Annotated in this window: 18 protein-coding genes; 7 read left to right on the forward strand and 11 right to left on the reverse strand. The window is 67.5% G+C overall.

Features of this window, described 5'->3' with window-relative positions; translation table 11 throughout:
* Genes AWC31_RS06410 through eltD form a run of 3 tightly spaced genes read right to left on the reverse strand, consistent with a single transcriptional unit; the run spans position 1 to position 3,499 of the window.
* Positions 1 to 957: a carbohydrate ABC transporter permease gene (locus AWC31_RS06410; protein WP_067845661.1), complete on the reverse strand. Its 957-nt coding sequence runs from the start codon at positions 955 to 957 to the stop codon at positions 1 to 3.
* A gap of 11 nt (positions 958 to 968) precedes the next feature.
* Entirely contained in the window at positions 969 to 2,393 is a 1,425-nt protein-coding gene (locus AWC31_RS06415) for an ABC transporter substrate-binding protein (protein ID WP_067845659.1), read from the reverse strand.
* A gap of 17 nt (positions 2,394 to 2,410) precedes the next feature.
* Entirely contained in the window at positions 2,411 to 3,499 is a 1,089-nt protein-coding gene (gene eltD / locus AWC31_RS06420) for an erythritol/L-threitol dehyrogenase (RefSeq protein ID WP_067845656.1), read from the reverse strand.
* Positions 3,500 to 3,618: 119 nt separating this feature from the next.
* Between eltD and AWC31_RS06425 the strand changes: the two genes are divergently transcribed.
* Both AWC31_RS06425 and AWC31_RS06430 read left to right on the forward strand, forming a co-directional pair.
* Positions 3,619 to 4,641 carry a sugar-binding transcriptional regulator gene (locus AWC31_RS06425; RefSeq protein ID WP_085143530.1) on the forward strand — a complete coding sequence of 341 codons (1,023 nt, stop codon included), beginning with the start codon at positions 3,619 to 3,621 and terminating at the stop codon, positions 4,639 to 4,641.
* Positions 4,638 to 5,429: an SDR family NAD(P)-dependent oxidoreductase gene (locus tag AWC31_RS06430; protein WP_085143502.1), complete on the forward strand. Its 792-nt coding sequence runs from the start codon at positions 4,638 to 4,640 to the stop codon at positions 5,427 to 5,429. The genes AWC31_RS06425 and AWC31_RS06430 overlap by 4 nt, the downstream gene beginning before the upstream one ends.
* On the opposite strand, the gene AWC31_RS06435 is transcribed toward AWC31_RS06430, so the two are convergent.
* Genes AWC31_RS06435 through AWC31_RS06445 form a run of 3 tightly spaced genes read right to left on the reverse strand, consistent with a single transcriptional unit; the run spans position 5,414 to position 8,690 of the window.
* Entirely contained in the window at positions 5,414 to 6,895 is a 1,482-nt protein-coding gene (locus tag AWC31_RS06435) for an FGGY-family carbohydrate kinase (RefSeq protein ID WP_085143503.1), read from the reverse strand. The two genes, AWC31_RS06430 and AWC31_RS06435, sit on opposite strands and share 16 nt — an antisense overlap.
* 36 nt (positions 6,896 to 6,931) lie before the next feature.
* Positions 6,932 to 7,750 carry an acyl-CoA thioesterase domain-containing protein gene (locus AWC31_RS06440; RefSeq protein WP_085143504.1) on the reverse strand — a complete coding sequence of 273 codons (819 nt, stop codon included), beginning with the start codon at positions 7,748 to 7,750 and terminating at the stop codon, positions 6,932 to 6,934.
* A gap of 16 nt (positions 7,751 to 7,766) precedes the next feature.
* The gene (locus AWC31_RS06445) at positions 7,767 to 8,690 is read right to left on the reverse strand and encodes a LysR family transcriptional regulator (RefSeq protein WP_085143531.1); all 924 of its coding nucleotides are present in this window, start codon (positions 8,688 to 8,690) and stop codon (positions 7,767 to 7,769) included.
* Here AWC31_RS06445 and AWC31_RS37340 point away from each other — a divergent pair.
* Positions 8,683 to 8,847 (forward strand): hypothetical protein, encoded by a 165-nt coding sequence (locus AWC31_RS37340; protein ID WP_165765923.1) that lies wholly within the window; start codon positions 8,683 to 8,685, stop codon positions 8,845 to 8,847. The two genes, AWC31_RS06445 and AWC31_RS37340, sit on opposite strands and share 8 nt — an antisense overlap.
* 131 nt (positions 8,848 to 8,978) lie before the next feature.
* On the opposite strand, the gene xylB is transcribed toward AWC31_RS37340, so the two are convergent.
* Complete coding sequence (gene xylB / locus AWC31_RS06450) at positions 8,979 to 10,376, reverse strand: xylulokinase (RefSeq protein WP_085143505.1); 1,398 nt, start codon at positions 10,374 to 10,376, stop codon at positions 8,979 to 8,981.
* A 152-nt stretch (positions 10,377 to 10,528) separates the two neighbouring features.
* Here xylB and AWC31_RS06455 point away from each other — a divergent pair, with 152 nt between their 5' ends.
* Together AWC31_RS06455 and AWC31_RS06460 are read left to right on the forward strand one after the other, a co-directional pair.
* Entirely contained in the window at positions 10,529 to 11,371 is an 843-nt protein-coding gene (locus AWC31_RS06455; RefSeq protein WP_085143506.1) for a DoxX family protein, read from the forward strand.
* A 16-nt stretch (positions 11,372 to 11,387) separates the two neighbouring features.
* Positions 11,388 to 11,900: an RDD family protein gene (locus AWC31_RS06460; protein WP_085143507.1), complete on the forward strand. Its 513-nt coding sequence runs from the start codon at positions 11,388 to 11,390 to the stop codon at positions 11,898 to 11,900.
* 60 nt (positions 11,901 to 11,960) lie between these two features.
* Here AWC31_RS06460 and AWC31_RS06465 read toward each other — a convergent pair whose 3' ends face one another.
* Positions 11,961 to 13,415, reverse strand: coding sequence for a GntP family permease (locus AWC31_RS06465; protein ID WP_067845634.1), 1,455 nt, complete (start codon positions 13,413 to 13,415; stop codon positions 11,961 to 11,963).
* Positions 13,412 to 13,927 carry a gluconokinase gene (locus AWC31_RS06470; RefSeq protein ID WP_067845907.1) on the reverse strand — a complete coding sequence of 172 codons (516 nt, stop codon included), beginning with the start codon at positions 13,925 to 13,927 and terminating at the stop codon, positions 13,412 to 13,414. Before AWC31_RS06470 ends, AWC31_RS06465 begins: the two co-directional genes overlap by 4 nt.
* 122 nt (positions 13,928 to 14,049) lie before the next feature.
* Between AWC31_RS06470 and AWC31_RS06475 the strand changes: the two genes are divergently transcribed.
* Together AWC31_RS06475 and AWC31_RS06480 are read left to right on the forward strand one after the other, a co-directional pair.
* Entirely contained in the window at positions 14,050 to 14,766 is a 717-nt protein-coding gene (locus AWC31_RS06475) for a FadR/GntR family transcriptional regulator (RefSeq protein WP_085143508.1), read from the forward strand.
* 8 nt (positions 14,767 to 14,774) lie between these two features.
* Entirely contained in the window at positions 14,775 to 15,662 is an 888-nt protein-coding gene (locus AWC31_RS06480) for an SCO6745 family protein (RefSeq protein WP_085143509.1), read from the forward strand.
* 6 nt (positions 15,663 to 15,668) lie between these two features.
* On the opposite strand, the gene AWC31_RS06485 is transcribed toward AWC31_RS06480, so the two are convergent.
* Together AWC31_RS06485 and AWC31_RS06490 are read right to left on the reverse strand one after the other, a co-directional pair.
* Positions 15,669 to 15,995 (reverse strand): YnfA family protein, encoded by a 327-nt coding sequence (locus AWC31_RS06485; RefSeq protein ID WP_067845904.1) that lies wholly within the window; start codon positions 15,993 to 15,995, stop codon positions 15,669 to 15,671.
* 10 nt (positions 15,996 to 16,005) lie between these two features.
* On the reverse strand, positions 16,006 to 16,755 hold the full coding sequence (locus AWC31_RS06490; protein ID WP_085143510.1) for an ABC transporter ATP-binding protein: 750 nt from the start codon (positions 16,753 to 16,755) through the stop codon (positions 16,006 to 16,008).
* Between the last annotated feature and the right edge of the window lie 2 nt (positions 16,756 to 16,757).

Here is a 16,757-nt window from a genome sequence, read left to right on the forward strand (position 1 = left end):
CTACGACTCCGCTCCGGCAGCGCGACGCTGCGCCTTGCCCAGCACGCTCACGAGGTAGCGCGCGGTGATGAACACGATGATCCACAGCAGCAGCATGTAGGTGCTGCCGCGGGAGTAGTCGAGGTTGATGATCGAGTCCTCGAATGCGCCGATCTGCAGAGTCCGGGTGGCTACGCCCGGCCCCCCGGCTGTCAGCACGTAGATGTGGTCGAACACCTTGAGGTTGTCCATGAACCGGAAGATGACCGCCACCAGGATGTAGGGCCACAGCATCGGCAGCATCAGCTTGCGGAACATGTAGAACCACGAGGCGCCGTCGACTTCGGAGGCCTCGAACGGCTCCTTCGGCAGCGACCGGATGCCTGCGAGGACGAGGATCGCCACGAACGGGGTGAAGATCCACAGGTCGACCAGGATCACCGACCACAGCGCATTGGTCGAGGACAGCCAGTCGAACGTGTTACCGAGGCCGAGAACGTGATTGAGGATGCCGAACTGCGGGTTGAACATCAGCTTCCAGATCACGCCCGCGATCACCGGCGCGATCATCAGCGGCAGGATCAGAACCTTCTCGAAGATCTTGCCGATGATCGAGGACCGGTTGAGCAGCAGCGCCAGGCCGACGCCGAGGACGGTTTCGATCACGGTCGCCACGACCGCGAAGATCGCCGTGACCTTGACGCTCTGCCAGAAGATCTGATCGCCCAGTACGGATTTGAAGTTCTCGAACCACACGAAATGCGGGTCGGGATTGACCGCGGCGTAGTTCAGGAAGGCGTAGTACGCGCCGACCACGAACGGATAGAGAATGCCGATGACGATCACCAGGGCGGGGATCGACAACAGGTACGGCCGGAGCTTGCGGCGCCACGACGGGACCTCCGGCAGGGTGCGGCCCGCGCCCCCGGGCCCGGTCTCTCTGGTGGCCTCGGGCGCCTTCGATGTCTGCGTTGTCATATCGCCGGCTCCTAGAGGTTGACCTTGGAGGTGTTGGTCTTCGCCAGGCTGCGCAGGCGCGAGGCCGCGTCGTCGCCGCCGTAGATGTCCTGCAAGGCGACCGCCCAGTCCTTGGTGGTGTCGAAGAACTTCTTCTGCGGTGTGAACTGGATCTTCGACGACCCGATCACGGTTTCGAACGCCTCGAGGTAGCCGGCCTGGTCGGCCGCGACCCGCTTGAACGTGGTGTCGAACACCGACTTTCGGACCGGATCGGCGTAGATGCCGCCTTCGACGGCCTTGTTCATCGACTCCTTGCCGGTGGCCCACTGGATGAACAGCCAGGCCGGCAACTTGTTGCGGGAGTTGGCGTTCATGGCCCAACTCCACGTCCACAGGTTGGTCTTGTAGTTGCCGTCGGGTCCGGCCGGGCCGGCATACCACCCGAGGTTGCCCGCCTCGGCGCTGGCGCCGGGCTTGTTCTTCGGGTACGTGGCGCTGTCGGCGTCGTAGACCATCATGGCCTTGCCGTCGCCGAGGTCGCCGGTGGCGTTCGGGTAGTCGTAGGTGGTCCACGATGTCGGGCCGGCCTTGTGCTGCATCTCGATCCACTTGCGCGTGAAGTCGACAGCCTTGTCGCTGGCCATCTCGGCGACCAGGTCGGTGCCGTCGAAGGTGTAGTCGACCGCACCCTCGCGCACGTACTGGGTCATGAAGCCCGGGTGGATGGTCGCCCAGGATTTCGATCCGCGCGTGGCGATGCCGTAGCGGTTGGCCGAGCGGTCGGTGAGATCGATTGCCAGCTGGATGAAATCGTCGAAATTGTCGGGCAGCCGGATACCGCGCTGGTCGAAGTACTTCTTGTTGTAGGCGACGACGTTGTTCTCGAAGCCCCACGGGATGGCCCACTGCCCGCCACTGCCCAGCGGGTGACCGAGTGTGAAGTCCCATCGGGTCGACGTTCGCAGGCCCTCGAATATGTCCTCGAAGTCGTAGTCCGCCGCGGTGGCCGAACTGTTCTGCAGCCACGGGTTGAGATCCTCGATCCACCCCGGTGGGCCGTACTGCCAGATGAAGTAGGCGCCCAACATGAACGCGTCGTGTTTGCCGGTGCCGCCGGCCAGTTCGGTGTTGAGCTTGGTGAAGTAATCGGCCTCTGGCACCAGGTCGACGTTCACGTCGATACCGGTGAGCTCGGTGAACTCCTTGAGCAGCGGCTGATACGACAGCTGGTACGGGTGCGGGGTCTGCAGGATGTTGAGGGTCGACCCGGACGCCTTCTTCCAGTCGAATCCGCCGGTGACCTCACCCGCGCCGTTGGGTGCGCTGTTCCTGCCACCGATGCCGCAGGCCGACAGAACCGGCAGGCTCGCGGCAGCAGCGCCGGCCAAACCCATGGCGGCCAACATGTTTCGCCGCGACAGCTGCGGCCCCTTTGCATGCAATTCTCGCCTCATTGCGTTGATGCCTTCTGCTATGCCGGGATCAGGGAGACCTTGACCGATTCCTTCCCACTGGCCACCAGGTCCAGGCCTTTCTGGAAATCGGTGAGCGGCAGTTGATGGGTGCAGATCTGATCCATCGGAAGTACGCCGGATTCGATCATCTTGATCGCGGCGGGCCAGCAGTACGGGCCGAGGTGTGCGCCGAGCACATCCAGTTCCTTATCGTCGCTGATGATGCTCCAGTCGACGGTGACGTCACTGCCGAAGACGCCGTATTCGACGTAGCGGCCGAGCTTGCGCAGCAGGTTGAGGCCCTGCGGCACGGCCGAGGTGTGGCCGGTGCCCTCGAGGTAGACGTCGGCACCGTAGCCCTCGGTGAGGTCCTTGACGATCTGCTCGGCGTTCTGCTCGGCGATGTTGATGGTCAGGTCCGCACCGCAGCGCTCGGCGAGCTTGAGCTTCTCGGGGGCCATGTCGAGCGCGATGACGCGCATGGGGTTCTTGGACTTGGCGCCGGCGACCATGCCGAGGCCGATCGGCCCGCAGCCCGCGACCACCACGGTGTCCTCGAAGGTGATCTGGGCCCGCTCGACGGCGTGCAGCGCGCACGACAGCGGCTCGGCGAACGCGGCGTGGGCGGGTGGAATGTCGGCAGAAACCTTGTGCACGAGCGCTTCTGCCGGATAAACCATGTAGCTGGCCATCGCGCCCGGCGTGCGGCGCTTGAAGCCGTACAGGTCGTGCGGCTGGCACATGTGGTACTGGCCGCGCTTGCAGAAGCGGCACTCCCAACACGGCACGATCTGCTCGGACACCACCCGGTCGCCGACCGCGATGCCCCACCGCTGGGCGGCCTCGTCGTCGAGTTCGACCACCCGGCCCACGAACTCGTGGCCGGGGATCACCATGGTCTCGGCCCATGCCGGCCGGTTCTCGTCGCCCCAGAACTTCGCCGCGCCGTGGTAGCACTTCAGATCGCTCGCGCAGATGCCCACCGCTTCGACGCGGATCAGCGCCTCGCCCGGACCGCGCTGCGGTACCGCGACCTCTTCGAGTCGGTAGTCGTGCGGGCCGTGACACACCACTGCCTGCATCTTTTCGGGAATCTGTTGGGACATTCCAGCGCACCTTTCGAACTGTGGTTGCAGTCACATTAACCAACCTATGCACATATGTCCAGAACAGATGTTCAGAGAATCTTGACCGCGAACAGATGTTCAGTGCCATACTCGATGGCGTGCCCCGGTCCGCCCAGCCAACGTCGCAGGCCAATGTCGACGGCTCGCCGCCCGACGCTGAATCCGGCCATTTCCCGGCCTCCCTGCTGTATGCTGCAGCAAAGCTGTATTACAACGAGGAAGCCACCCAGGCCGAAGTTGCGGCCCAGCTCGGCACGAGCCGGGCAACCGTCAGTCGCCTTCTCGCAGAAGCCAAGCGGCGAGGAATCGTTCGCATCGAGGTCGTACCTCCGGACGGCCTCGGCGCCGGCGATATCGCCGCACAGCTAACCCGTGCACTGGCGCTGAACACCGTTTTCCTCAGCCATCCCCTGCCGCATCCCGGCCCCGGCCGGACCCACGTCGACGTCATGGGCGGGGCACTGGCCCCCGCTGTCGGGCGTGCGTTGTCGGCCGCCGGCCTTCTGCCCGGCGACGTGCTGCTGGTGTCGTCGGGCCGCACGGTCTACGAGGTTGCGCAGTACGAACTCGTCGACCTGCCGGGCGTTTTGGTCGCGCCGACGGTCGGCGGAAACGATCAGCCCGAGGAGTGGTACCAGACCAACGAAATCACCCGGCTCGTGGCCAACCGGGTCAACGGCAGGCCCAACTATCTGTTCGCTCCCGCGCTGCCCGGACCCGATCTGTATCCGTCACTGATCAACGACCCGAGCATCCAGCGGGTACTGAACCTGTGGCCGCGGGCGCGCTGCGCACTGATGGGGGTCGGCGCGCCGCCGCTGATGCGTTCGGACATCCCCAGGTTCGTGCCCACCGAGTCGAGCTCGCTGCGGTCGGCGGTCGGTGACGTGTGTTCGCGATTCTTCGACCGCGCAGGCGAAGCCGTCGAGTTCGCCGGCAGCGACCGGCTCATCGCGGTGGAACTCGAAGCGCTGCGCCATGTTCCGGTGACGATCGCGGTGGCCATCGGCAAGGACAAGGTCGAGTCGATCATCGCCGGAGCCCGCGGCGGGTATTTCAACCAGCTTGTGACCGATCCGGCGACTGCGGCCGCCATCCTCGAGACCACGGAGTCGAAGTGACAACTCTCGCCGACCCGCGCTACGCAGGCGCCCTGCGCCTCGACGGCAAACGCGCCCTCATCACCGGCGCCACGAAAGGCATCGGCGCCGACATCGCCAGAGCCTTCGCATCCGCCGGAGCCCGGCTGGTACTCAGCGGGCGCGACGCCGGCGAGCTCGACGCCGCACGGTCCGGCCTGGCCGACGAGTTCGGCGTCGAAGTGCGCACCGAGGCAATCGATCTCGCGCACGCCGATGGCCCGATGGAGTTGGCCGACCGGGCCGCCGACGCGTTCGGCGGTCTGGACGTGCTGGTGAACAATGCCGGCATATCGCATCCGCAACCGGTGATCGACACCGATCCGGCACTGTTCGACGCGACCATCGCGGTCAACCTGCGCGCTCCCGCGTTGCTCGCGTCGGCGGTCGGTGCCGCCATGGTGGCCGCCGGCACCCGTGGCTCGATCATCACCGTGGCCTCGGCCGCGGCGTTGGCGCCGTTGCCCGACCACTACGCCTACTGCGCATCCAAGGCCGGCCTGGTCATGGCCACCAAGGTGCTCGCCCGCGAGCTCGGGCCGCACGGCATCCGCGCCAATTCGGTGTGTCCGACTGTGGTGCTCACCGAGATGGGCCAGCGGGTGTGGGGCGACGAAGCCAAGTCCGCCCCGATGATCGCCCGGATTCCGTTGGGCCGCTTCGCCGTACCGCATGAAGTCTCCGATGCGGTGGTATGGCTCGCCTCGGATGCCGCCAGCATGGTCAACGGCGTCGACATCCCCGTCGACGGCGGCTACACGATGGGCTGAGCCGCCAGTCGGTGCACCTGGTCTTTCGTTGCCGGGTACAACTCGCACCAGGTCGCGTACAGGTCGTCATACAGGCCGCGGTACCGCGCATCGGGTTTGATCTCCGTCGCGATCTTGGCCCAATCCGTGTCGGGCGCAACCAGTCCCACGCCGATCGCCGCGAGCAGCGCATCGCCGTAACTCGCCCCGATCGCCTGCTCGGGCACCAACTGCGGCCGTCCGGTGATGTCGCTGAGCGCCTGAGCCCAGATCGGGCTACGGAGCCCGCCGCCCACCGCGACCGTGCGGGCACCCGTGTGCGCGTCGTCGAACCGCTCCAAGATCTGGCGAATGCCGAACGAGATGCCCTCGTAGGCCGCCCGGAACAGATGGCCGCGCCCGTGGCGCAGCGTCAACCCGGCCACCACGCCGCGCGCCTGCGGATCGAAGACCGGCGTGCGCTCCCCCGCCAGATACGGCAGCACGAGTAGGCCTTCGCTGCCCGGCGGCACGCTGCTGGCCTCGGCCATCAACTCATCGAAGGACGCGCCGCCGGTCACCGTCTGCAGCCAGCCGATCAGGCTTCCCGCAGTCGAGGTTCCGGCGGCCAGCGCCAACGTGTCGTGCTCGACGCCCGTCGTCGTCCAGAGCGCCGGGTCGCTGTGGTACTCGCCGATGATCTGTACCAGAAACATCGTCGACCCGTACATCAGCATCTGATCGCCCGGCCGGCGGACGCCGACCGAAAACGCCTCGGAGTAGGCGTCGACGGTGCCCGCCGACACCGGGGTGCCGACCGGAACGCCCGTGGCGGCCGCCGCCTGCGGGGTCACCGTGCCAACCACATCACTGGGCCACACCAGCCGCGGCAGTGGCAGGTGACCGCAAATCCGTTGCGCCCACGGCACATTCCACTCGAACTCGCGGGTGGCGTACAGCGGATCGCACTGGCTGGCAGTGTGGTGATCCATCACGTATTCGCCGGTCAGCTTCGCGGCGATGTACGAGTTCGACCCGTACCAACCCGTCGCCCGCTCGAACACGTGGGGCTCGTGAATGCGCACCCACTCCAGCTTCGGGCCCACCGCCTGACTGGACAGCAGCGTGCCTGCGCGCTGCAGGATTGCGGCTTCGCCGAGCTCGTCGGTGAGCGCCGTGATCTCGGCCGACGCCCTGGTGTCGATGCCGTAGAGGATCGCGGGACGCAACGGCCGCATCGCGTCGTCGCACAACACCAGGCAGGGGCCCACGCCGCTCACACACATGCCGGCGAGCCTGCCGCCGCTCGGCAGCTGCGCCATCAGCGCGGAACTGATCTGGCAAACCTCGCGCCACCACAGCTGTTCCGCATCGACCTCGGCCCAGCCGGGCCGGGGAAGGTCCATCGAGTGCGGGACGGTTTCGGTCGCGATCACCGAGCCCGACGCGTCGACCAGGACGCCTTTGGTGCTCCCCGTCCCCATGTCGATTCCGAGCAGCAAGTCCACGCCGACAACCCTACGACGCCGCCCCCAAGCGGTGGGTCACCTCGGTGCGGTGCGGTCCGGAAAGGGGTCGTTGGCAAAGTCGATCTGCGCCGCGGGATTGCTCACCGCCGTGACCAGACCGGTCCCGAACGCACCGGCACGGTCGAAGAGCGTGGACGAGCCGACGGCGATCCCCTCGGCCGCCCAGTGTGCGTCGGCCTGCACGCCGACCCATTCATCCAGCGGCAACCGCGACAGCGCCACGGTGAGATCGCCGTTGATGTAGCCGACGCCGTGGGTACCGAGGTTGGTGACCAGGCTGGTGCCCTCGGCGGACATCGCGGCCCGCACGAACGGCGAGTTCCGCTGACCCTCCACCACCGTGATGGTTCGGTTCATGAAGCGCTTGCGCGAGGTGTTCTGGTGGTCGGCGATCGCCCGGCTCCACCCGTTCGCGTCGCTGCCCATGTACGTCATGGGCTCACCGTCGACCTCGGGCGGCGGCTCGAACCGCGCGTCGGACACCCACTCCTCGCCCTGCGGTGCCGACGACCGGCGGTACTGCACCAGCGTGGCGCGCGCGACCGTGACGCCGTCCTGGACGAGTTCACACTCCGAGTTCCGCACGCGCCTGCCATCGCGAATCAACGCGACCTTCGTCGTCGTCGGTACGCCGCGGGCGGCCTTGAACAGGTCGACGGTCAACCGGGCAGGCAGGAACTCGGGCACGCCGAACGCCGATTCGAGGGCCTGGGCCGCCAGACCGACCAGCGCCGGGCCGTTGAGGTGATCTTCGCCCCAGTGGCTCTGGGCGAACCGGGTCGGCTCGTACCGGTCCTGGTCGGATTGCGTGAAGTGGGCCGCGGCGTCGGTCATTCGCGCATCGTCGCACTCACGCACCTGCCGCGGTCGGCCGGGGCCAGCTCTTGAGCGGCAGCGGTCTGTGATCGGCCGGCCGCAGCCGGTCGAGCACCAGACGCAACGGCGGCCAGGTCGACCTACCGCGCCGGGTGAACGCGAACGCCGTGAGGACGACGTGCGGGTCGGACAGCTGCAGCACCTTGACCCCGTCGCGTGCCGGACGGGTGGTCGGCAGCAGACCCACGCCGTAGCCCGAGAAGATCAGATCTTCCACGAGGTCGAGGCTGTCGATCTGGTGGGCGATGTGCGGGGTGAACCCGGCCAGCGACGCCAACGTGCGGACGGCATCCTCGTCAGCGGTGTTGCGGGAGTTGACGATCCATGACCGTTCGGAATAGCTCAGCAGATCGGCGACGGTGTTGGGATCGTCGGCGGGCACCCCGAGACCCCATGGGGTCGACCACAATGCGACCGACTCGAGCACGGCGTCCGGAGATGCCGGGGCCAGATCGTATTCGTATGTCAGCGCCAGGTCGAGGTCGTCGTTGACGAGTAGCTCGAATGCCTCGATCGGTTCGTGCTCACTGATGACGACGTCGACGTTGGGGTGAGTGTCCGCGAGGTCGTGGAGGATCGGCAGCAGCGAGACCCGGATCCCGGTGGCGAACCCCCCGACCCGCAAGGTGCCCGCCGGTTCCGCGTCGGGATCGAGATCCAGCCGTGCGGCATCGACGGCCGCGAGAATCGTGACGGCGTGGTCGGCCAGGCGCTGCCCGGCCGGCGTGAGACGCACGCGACGCCCATCGGGTTCGATGAGTTGGGTATCGGTTTCCTTGGCCAACGCCGCCAACTGTTGCGACACCGTCGACGTTGTCAGGGAAAAGGCATCCGCGACGGCCCGCATCGAGCCGAGGCGGGATAGGGCCAGCAACAAACGAAGGCGCCGCGTGTCCACGACCCCCATTGTTCATCGTGCCCGGCACACCGCCGTCCAGCAGCCGTCCTCATCGCACGACAAGCGAGCGGCCGGTCCCGGGCACCGGGTACGCAACGGACTGCAGTTCTCGAAGCAGGTCGCCGTCACCGCCGCGGTAGCGGTGGTGACGGCTTGACGGGTCATGAGGGCCTCGCCCGTGGCCGGTGGCGTCATCGTGGCTCCTCACTGGTCCGGAACTGCGCTTCCGATGCCCAGTGTCGAGCCGCGGCCCGGCGGCCCGCACGCGTAGTCGACTACTTCAATCGGTCACTGCCCCAATGTCAGCGGCTGCGCGGCCAGATACTGTTCGACGACCTGTGGGGTCGGTGTCGCGGTGTACGGCGTGACCAGACCGGGCGTCCAGGACGGCGGTGAATCTTGTTGGGCCAGTGCCCAGGCGGCCTGCCGCGCGGCTCCCAGTGCCACGTATTCGCCGGGCGGTGGCACCTCGACCGGGCGGCCCAGGATCGCCGGGGCGATGCGGCGGACCGCTTCCGAACGGGCACCGCCGCCGACGAGAATGACGCGTTCGATGTCGACGCCGTAACCGACGATCTTGTCGATGCAGTACGCCATCGACGACAGCAGACCCTCCACACTGGCCCGAGCCACGTTGGCGGAGTTGAAGTTTCCCACCGTCACCCCATGCAGCGCACCGCGCGCCCGCGGCAGGTTCGGGGACCTCTCTCCCTCCAGATACGGCACCAGCGTCAGCCCTTCGGCGCCCGGTGGCGCCGACAGCGCCAGGCGGTCGAACTCGTCGAAGTCCACGCGCAGCATCGCGGCCGACGCGGCGAGCACCGGGGCGCCGTTGAGCGTGCAGACCAACGGCAGCTGTCTGCCGGTCGCGTCGGCGAACCCGGCGACGATGCCCTCCGCATCGTGTGGGGCTGCGCTGCCCACCGCACTGACGACGCCCGAGGTCCCCAGCGAGACGATGCAGTCACCCGGTCCGGCACCGAGACCCAACGCCGCCGCGGCGTTGTCGCCGGCACCCGCACCGATGACGGCACCGTTGGGCAGCCGCCCGGCGGCATCACGCGGGCCGACGACCGCGGGCACGGCAGGCCTCCTGCCGCGCATGGCCAGCTCCAGCAGGTCGGGGCGGTAGGTGTCGGTCTCGGCCGAGAAGTAGCCCGTGCCGCTCGCATCGCTGCGGTCGGTACGCAGATCGGCGAGGTCGGTCGAGCCGGACAGCCGCCAGCTCAGCCAGTCGTGTGGCAGGCATACCGCGGCCGTCGCATCCGCATGCTCGGGTTCGTTGTCGGCGAGCCAGCGCAACTTGGTCGCGGTGATCGAGGCCACCGGCACCACGCCGACGGCTTTCGCCCACTCGGCCGCCCCGCCGAGCTCCTCGACGAGATCGGCAGCGCTGGACGCCGAGCGGGTGTCGTTCCACAACAGGGCATCTCGCACGACCTGACCGTTTCGATCCAGGCACACCATGCCGTGCTGCTGCGCGCCGACCGAGATCGCGGCCACGTCGTCGAGGCCGCCTGCCGCACTCACCGCGGTCTGCAGTGCGTCCCACCACCGGTGCGGATCGATCTCGGTTCCGCCGGGGTGCGGCGCGGAGGCTGAGCGCACGACCGCGCCGCTCTCGGCGTCGCAGACGACGATCTTGCAGGACTGGGTCGAGGAATCGATGCCGGCAACTAGAGACACGCCTGAGAAGCTACCCCGATCGGACGGGTCGTGGCCTGCGTGTTGATCCCGGTGTCGCTGCGGGTGACGAATTCCCTCGGTCAGCAGGGCGGCTATGACGACAACGTGGCCGCTCAGGTTTGCACGGGCGCTTTCGGGGAATCCCTACCCGCATGTTGATCCGAAGAATCGCTCGACCCATGTTGTCGGCCACGTTCATCGCGCGCGGAGTGGATGCCCTGCGCCGTCCGAAGCCCGCCGCCGACGCCGCCCGCCCGACGCTGGGCGCGCTGAGCATGCTGCCCGCTCCCGTTGGGCCGAATGTGCCGACCAATGCCGAAACCGTGGCCCGGGTCAACGGGATGGTTCAGGTCGCGGGCGGGTTGTTGCTCGCCACCGGCAGGCTCCCCCGCCTGACCGCTGCCGCGCTGGCTCTCAGCGTGGTTCCCGGCAGCCTTGGCGCACACAGTTTTTGGAAAGAGACCGATCCGCAGCGGGCAGCCGATGAGCGCAAAGCCTTCCTCACCGATGTCAGTTTGATCGGCGGACTGATCATCGCCGCGGCCGACACCGCGGGTAAGCCGGGACTGGCCTGGCGCGGACGTCACGCCGCGCAGAAGGTCACCGCGACGGTTGCGGCGGCACTCCCGGCCGGGGCCGCGGCGAGTGATTCGCTCGCCGACAATCCGGTCGTCGAGAAGATCGGTCACGGCCTGGCGGTCGGTGCGGAACGGGGACGCGAGCTCGCCGACGTCGCACGCGAGCGGGCGAGCGAACTCGCGCAGGTTGCCCGCGAGCACGCGCCGGAACTGGCCGAAGCGGCACGTGAACGCGGCGCTGCCCTTGCCGACGTGGCACGTGAGCGTGGCGGGGTGCTTGCCGATGCCGCCCGCGAGCGCGGCGCGGTACTGGCCGACGTCGCCCGCGAACGTGGACCCGAACTGGCGGAGACCGCTCGCGAACGCAGCGCGGCGCTCGCCGACCGGGCGCGAAGCCAGCTCGATCAGCGGCGGTGACCGGTAGTTTTGAGGCATGACAACGGGTGACTTCCAGCCGCAACCGGGACCCTACGGACAACCGGGTGGCTATCCGCCGCCGTACGGGGCGCAACCCCCGTACCGCACGCAGGCGCCGGGTGGGTTGGCGCGGCGCTTCTTCGCGCGCGTGATCGACGGCATCGTCGTCGGCATCGTGGCCTTCTTCTTGGCCTTCTTCACCGATTCGCTGTCGAGCTACTGGGTCACGGGGTTGTTCACCGGGCTCCTGATGTTCGTGTACTTCGTCGGCTTCGAAGTGACCCAGGGTTGGACGCCGGGCAAGAAGATGCTCGGGCTGGCGGTGCAGGGCCCGGGTGGGGCACCGAAGCCGACCGCGGCCCAGTCGGCGATCCGCAATGCGTTCACGCTGCTGCCGATCATCCCGCTCGTGGGCGGATTCCTCGGAGTCGTCGCCATCATCGTGATCGCGGTGACCGTGAGCGGCAGCCCCACAAAGCAGGGCAAGCACGACGACCTCGCCGGCGGCACCCAGGTCGTCAGGCGCTGACAGCCGGTATCGATGGGGCCCCCGGTCCCGGTGGGACTGGGGGCCTCGCCGTACGTGCGGTCAGATCACCAGGCCGAGCAACAGCACGAAGATCAGGCCGGCCACCGACAAGACGGTCTCCATGATCGACCAGGTCTTGATCGTCTGGCCGACCGACATCCCGAAGTACTCCTTGACCAGCCAGAACCCGGCGTCGTTCACGTGGGAGAAGAACAGTGAGCCGGCGCCGACGGCAAGCACTACCAACGAGACCTCGCCGGTGCTCATGCCCTCGACGAGCCCGAGCATGAGCGACGATGCCGTGATCGTGGCGACCGTCGCCGAGCCCGTCGCCAATCGGATCAGCACCGCCAGGACCCACGCCAGCAGAATCACCGAGACGTTGGCGCCCTTGGCCCACTCGGCGAGCAGGGTTCCGATTCCGGTGTCGACCAGGACCTGCTTGAAACCGCCGCCCGCCGCGACGATCAGGATGATTCCTGCCACCGGCGGAAGCGACGTCTCGACGCTCTTCACGATCTGATCCCGCGTCATCTTGGCGCCGAGGCCGAGGGTGAACATTCCGACGACCACGGCGATCAGCAGCGCCATCAAGGGACGGCCGAGGATGTCGAATGCGACCCGCACCGGGTTCTCTTCGTCCTCGATGAAGATGTCGGCTAGCGCCTTGCCCATCATCAACGCGACCGGCAGCAGAACACTGAAGATGGTGATGCCGAAACTCGGCCGAACTCTCGTCTCGGTGGCGGTCTCGGTGGCTGTGCCCGGGCCGGACCCGGTGGCGGTGGTACCGCCGCCCGACGACGACGGCTCGGTGGTGGTGAACCGGTCCGGGGCGTCGAGTACCACCCAGCGGCCGGCGAGGGTACCGAACAGCGGGCCCGCCAGAATCAGCGTCGGGATGGCCACGAGTACACCCAGTGCCAGCGTGACACCCAGGTCGGCGTTCAGCAGGCCGATGGCCGTGAGCGGCCCGGGGTGTGGTGGCACCAGGCCGTGCATGACCGAGAGGCCGGCCAGTGCCGGGATCCCGACGGTGATGAGTGACAGCTGCGAACGGCGCGCGACGAGGTAGATCACCGGCATCAACAGCACCAGGCCGATCTCGAAGAACATCGGCAGGCCGATGATGGCGCCCACCAACGCCATCGCCCACGGCAACGCACGGGGTGAGGCGTGACCGACGATCGTGTCGACGATCTCGTCGGCGCCTCCAGAATCGGCGAGGAGCTTGGCGAACATCGCGCCCAGCGCGATGAGGATGCCGACACTTGCTGCCGTGCTGCCGAATCCGTCGCCGAACGACTCCAGCACCGTGCCGACGTTCTCCCCCGCGACCACCCCGACGGCCAGCGCGCCGAAGATCAGGGCGAGAAATGGATGCAGTTTGGTGATGGTGATCAGTACGACGATCAACGCGATGCCGGCCAGCGCGGCCAACACCAGTTGCCACCCCGCGGCGACCGGTTGTGCCAGTTCGGGATCGGCCGCCAGATAGCTGAGGGCGGAGTTCATCGGTTCTCCTGTTCGGTTGAGCGGGTGGCGGTTCGGGTGACGTAGCTGTCGATGATGGCGTCGATGTTCTGGTCGACGTCGATGGCGATACCCGCCTCATCGGGGTCGAGCGGCTCGAGGGTCTGGAACTGGGATGCCAGCAGGCTCGGGGGCATGAAGTGTCCCGGGCGGCTGGCTTGGCGGCGGCCGATGACCTCAGGAGATCCGGTGAGATGCAGGAACTGGACGTCGGGGCAGTGCCGCCGAAGCTGGTCACGGTACTTGCGTTTGAGCGCCGAGCAGCTCATGACGCCGCCGTCTTCGTGGTCTGCGAGCCACTCGCCGATCGCCTCGAGCCACGGGTACCGGTCCTGGTCGTCCAGGGCATGGCCGGCCGTCATCTTGGCGACGTTGGCGGGTGGGTGGAAATCGTCGGCATCCCCGAACGGCACGCGTAGCCGCTGCGCCAAAGCGGCTCCGACGGTTGATTTGCCCGACCCGGATACGCCCATGACGACGATCGGTGATCCCATCCGCTCCACCTCGTTGTTGTGCCTGCCGTCACACAGCATGGCTCAAAAGTCAGATCATTGCAAGAGAATCTCCCTTTGATCTGTTTTTATCTCATCACTGAACCGTATGACAGGATGTATATGTGTCCTCGCCCTCCAATGTCGGCGCGTTGCACGGCAACGTGTTGACTGCGCTCGGCACCGCGATCGTGTCCGGGGAATTCCCCGCCGGCCACGTGCTAACCCTCGAAGGCGTGGGCGCCCAGTACGGCGTGTCGCGCAGCGTCGCGCGTGAAGCGATCCGCGTGCTGGAGTCGATGGGCATGATCGAATCCCGCCGCCGGGTCGGGATCACCATCCGGCCGGCCACGAGCTGGAACGTCTTCGACCCCAGGCTGATTCGGTGGCGCCTGGAATCCAATGACCGCGCCGCGCAACTCGTGTCGCTGTCCGAACTGCGCCGCGGCTTCGAACCTGCGGCCGCGGCGCTGGCGGCGCGCAGGGCCAATCCCGACCAATGCCGCATCATGGCTGCCGCGGTGTCCGACATGGTGGTGCACGGGCGAGCCGGGGATCTGGAAGCATATCTGCTGGCCGACAAGGTTTTTCACCGCACATTGCTCGAGGCCAGCGGCAATGAGATGTTCCGTGCGCTCAACGACGTCGTCGCCGAGGTGCTGACGGGCCGCACCCACCACGGCATGATGCCCGAGATCCCCAACCCGGCGGCGATCGAACTCCACGACGAGGTCGCGCGCGCCATCCGATTGCGTGACGAGGACGCGGCCGAACGCGCCATGCGCGCGATCATCGACGAGGCGGCGACCGCGGTCGCCGACAGTGATGAGGGCAGTGGTTAACTGACGGCGTGGGTCGCACGCCATCGCTGGCGCGTCGTTTCTTCGACCGCCTGGAACCGGTACACGCTGTCACGTACTTCGCCCCGGAGTCCCGCTCCGCACTGGAGGCGCTGGGCTATCGCGGATTCTGGATGGGTTACTTCGCCGCACGGTCGGCGCCGTTCGGGATCGTGCCGCCCGAAGTCGTCACGGCGGTGTTCTACAACTTCACCGCCGAACGTGTGGCGAAGGCGCTGCCGGCCGCCTGGGACATCGCCCCTCCGGCAACGCTTCTGGCGGTCCGCCTCGAATCCGCGGTGGCAGCGTTGCGGCGGTCCGGTGTGACGGATGGCGACGCCACCCGCACGGCGGCCGAACTCGCCGCCAAAGCCGCGCGGTCCGCTCCCCTCGACGGCCGTCCGCTCTATGCCGCCAACCTGGCGCTGGACTGGCCCGACGATCCGATAGCCATGCTCTGGCACGCCGTCACCCTGCTGCGCGAGCAGCGCGGCGACGCGCACGTCGCGGTGCTTGCCGCCGAAGGGATCAGCGGCCGGGAATGCAACGTGCTGCACGCCGCGGCGGGGCGGGTGCCGCGAGACATGATCATGCGCAGCCGCGACTACGACGACGAACAGTGGCAGCACTACTCCGAGTCACTGCGTCAACGCGGTTGGCTGGACGGCGAGGGTGAGCTCACCGAAAGCGGCCGCGCGGCCAAGCAGGCCGTCGAAGATCGCACCGACGCATTGGCGCTGCGCGCACTGGACACGCTGACCGACGACGAGGTCGAGAGACTGTTCGGCGCCTTGACCCCGATCACCCGTCAGGTCGTGGCCGCCGGTGACGTGCCGGTTGTCACCCCGATGGGCCTGAGCCGCCACGACCTCGACGACGACAGCGCACATCTGGCCTGAACCGCGTCAGCGTGGGGCGTACATGATCAATCCGACGCCCACGAGGCATACGAGCGCGCCCGCGACATCCCACCGGTCGGGCCGGAAGCCGTCGGCCACCATGCCCCACGCCAAGCTGCCCGCGATGAACACGCCACCGTAGGCCGCCAGGACCCGCCCGAAATGGGCGTCGGGCTGAAATGCCGCGACGAAGCCGTAGGCGCCGAGCGCGATCATGCCCGCACCGATCCACAGCCAGCCGCGGTGCTCGCGTACCCCCTGCCACACGAGCCAAGCGCCGCCGATCTCCAGCACCGCCGCCAGGACGAACAGCAGGATCGATTTGAGAACCATCACGCTGCGGTCAGGCGACACCGAGATAGGCCGCGCGAATGCTGTCGTCCTGCAGCAGTTCCTTGGCGTTCCCGGTGCGGGTGACGTTGCCGGTCTCGAGGATGTAGGCCCGGTCGGACCGGCTCAGTGCCTGTTGCGCGTTCTGCTCGACCAGCAGGACCGTGGTGCCCTGTGCGTTGATGTCGGCGATGATCTTGAAGATCTGCGATATGACCATGGGCGCCAACCCCATCGACGGCTCGTCGAGGAGCAGCACGCGGGGGCGGGCCATCAGGGCCCGGCCGATCGCGAGCATCTGCTGTTCCCCGCCGGAGAGCGTGCCACCGACCTGAGTCCGCCGTTCGGCCAGCCGCGGGAACGTCTCGAGCACCCAGTCCAGACGCTCGGCATGTTCCTGCCTGGACGCGAATTTGCGTCCATAACAGCCCATTTCGAGGTTCTCCAGCACCGTCATGCCGGGGAACACGCCGCGACCCTCCGGTGCTTGGATGAGCCCGTCGGTGACGCGGCGGTGCGCCTTCACCCGTGAGATGTCACGTCCCTCGAACCACACCGAACCCGATGTCAGCGCCCGCAGGCCCGAGATGGCCCGCATCATGGTGGTCTTGCCCGCGCCGTTGGAGCCGAGCAGCGTGACGAGTTCACCTTCGTGAACCACGAGCGAAACTCCGTGCAGCGCTTGGATTCTGCCGTAGTGCACGACGACGTCGCGCACCTCGAGCAGGACCGGCCGGGCGGACCCGGATTGCGGGTCGGACATAG

It is taken from the genome of Mycolicibacterium wolinskyi, from assembly GCF_002101965.1.
Lineage (GTDB): Bacteria > Actinomycetota > Actinomycetes > Mycobacteriales > Mycobacteriaceae > Mycobacterium > Mycobacterium wolinskyi.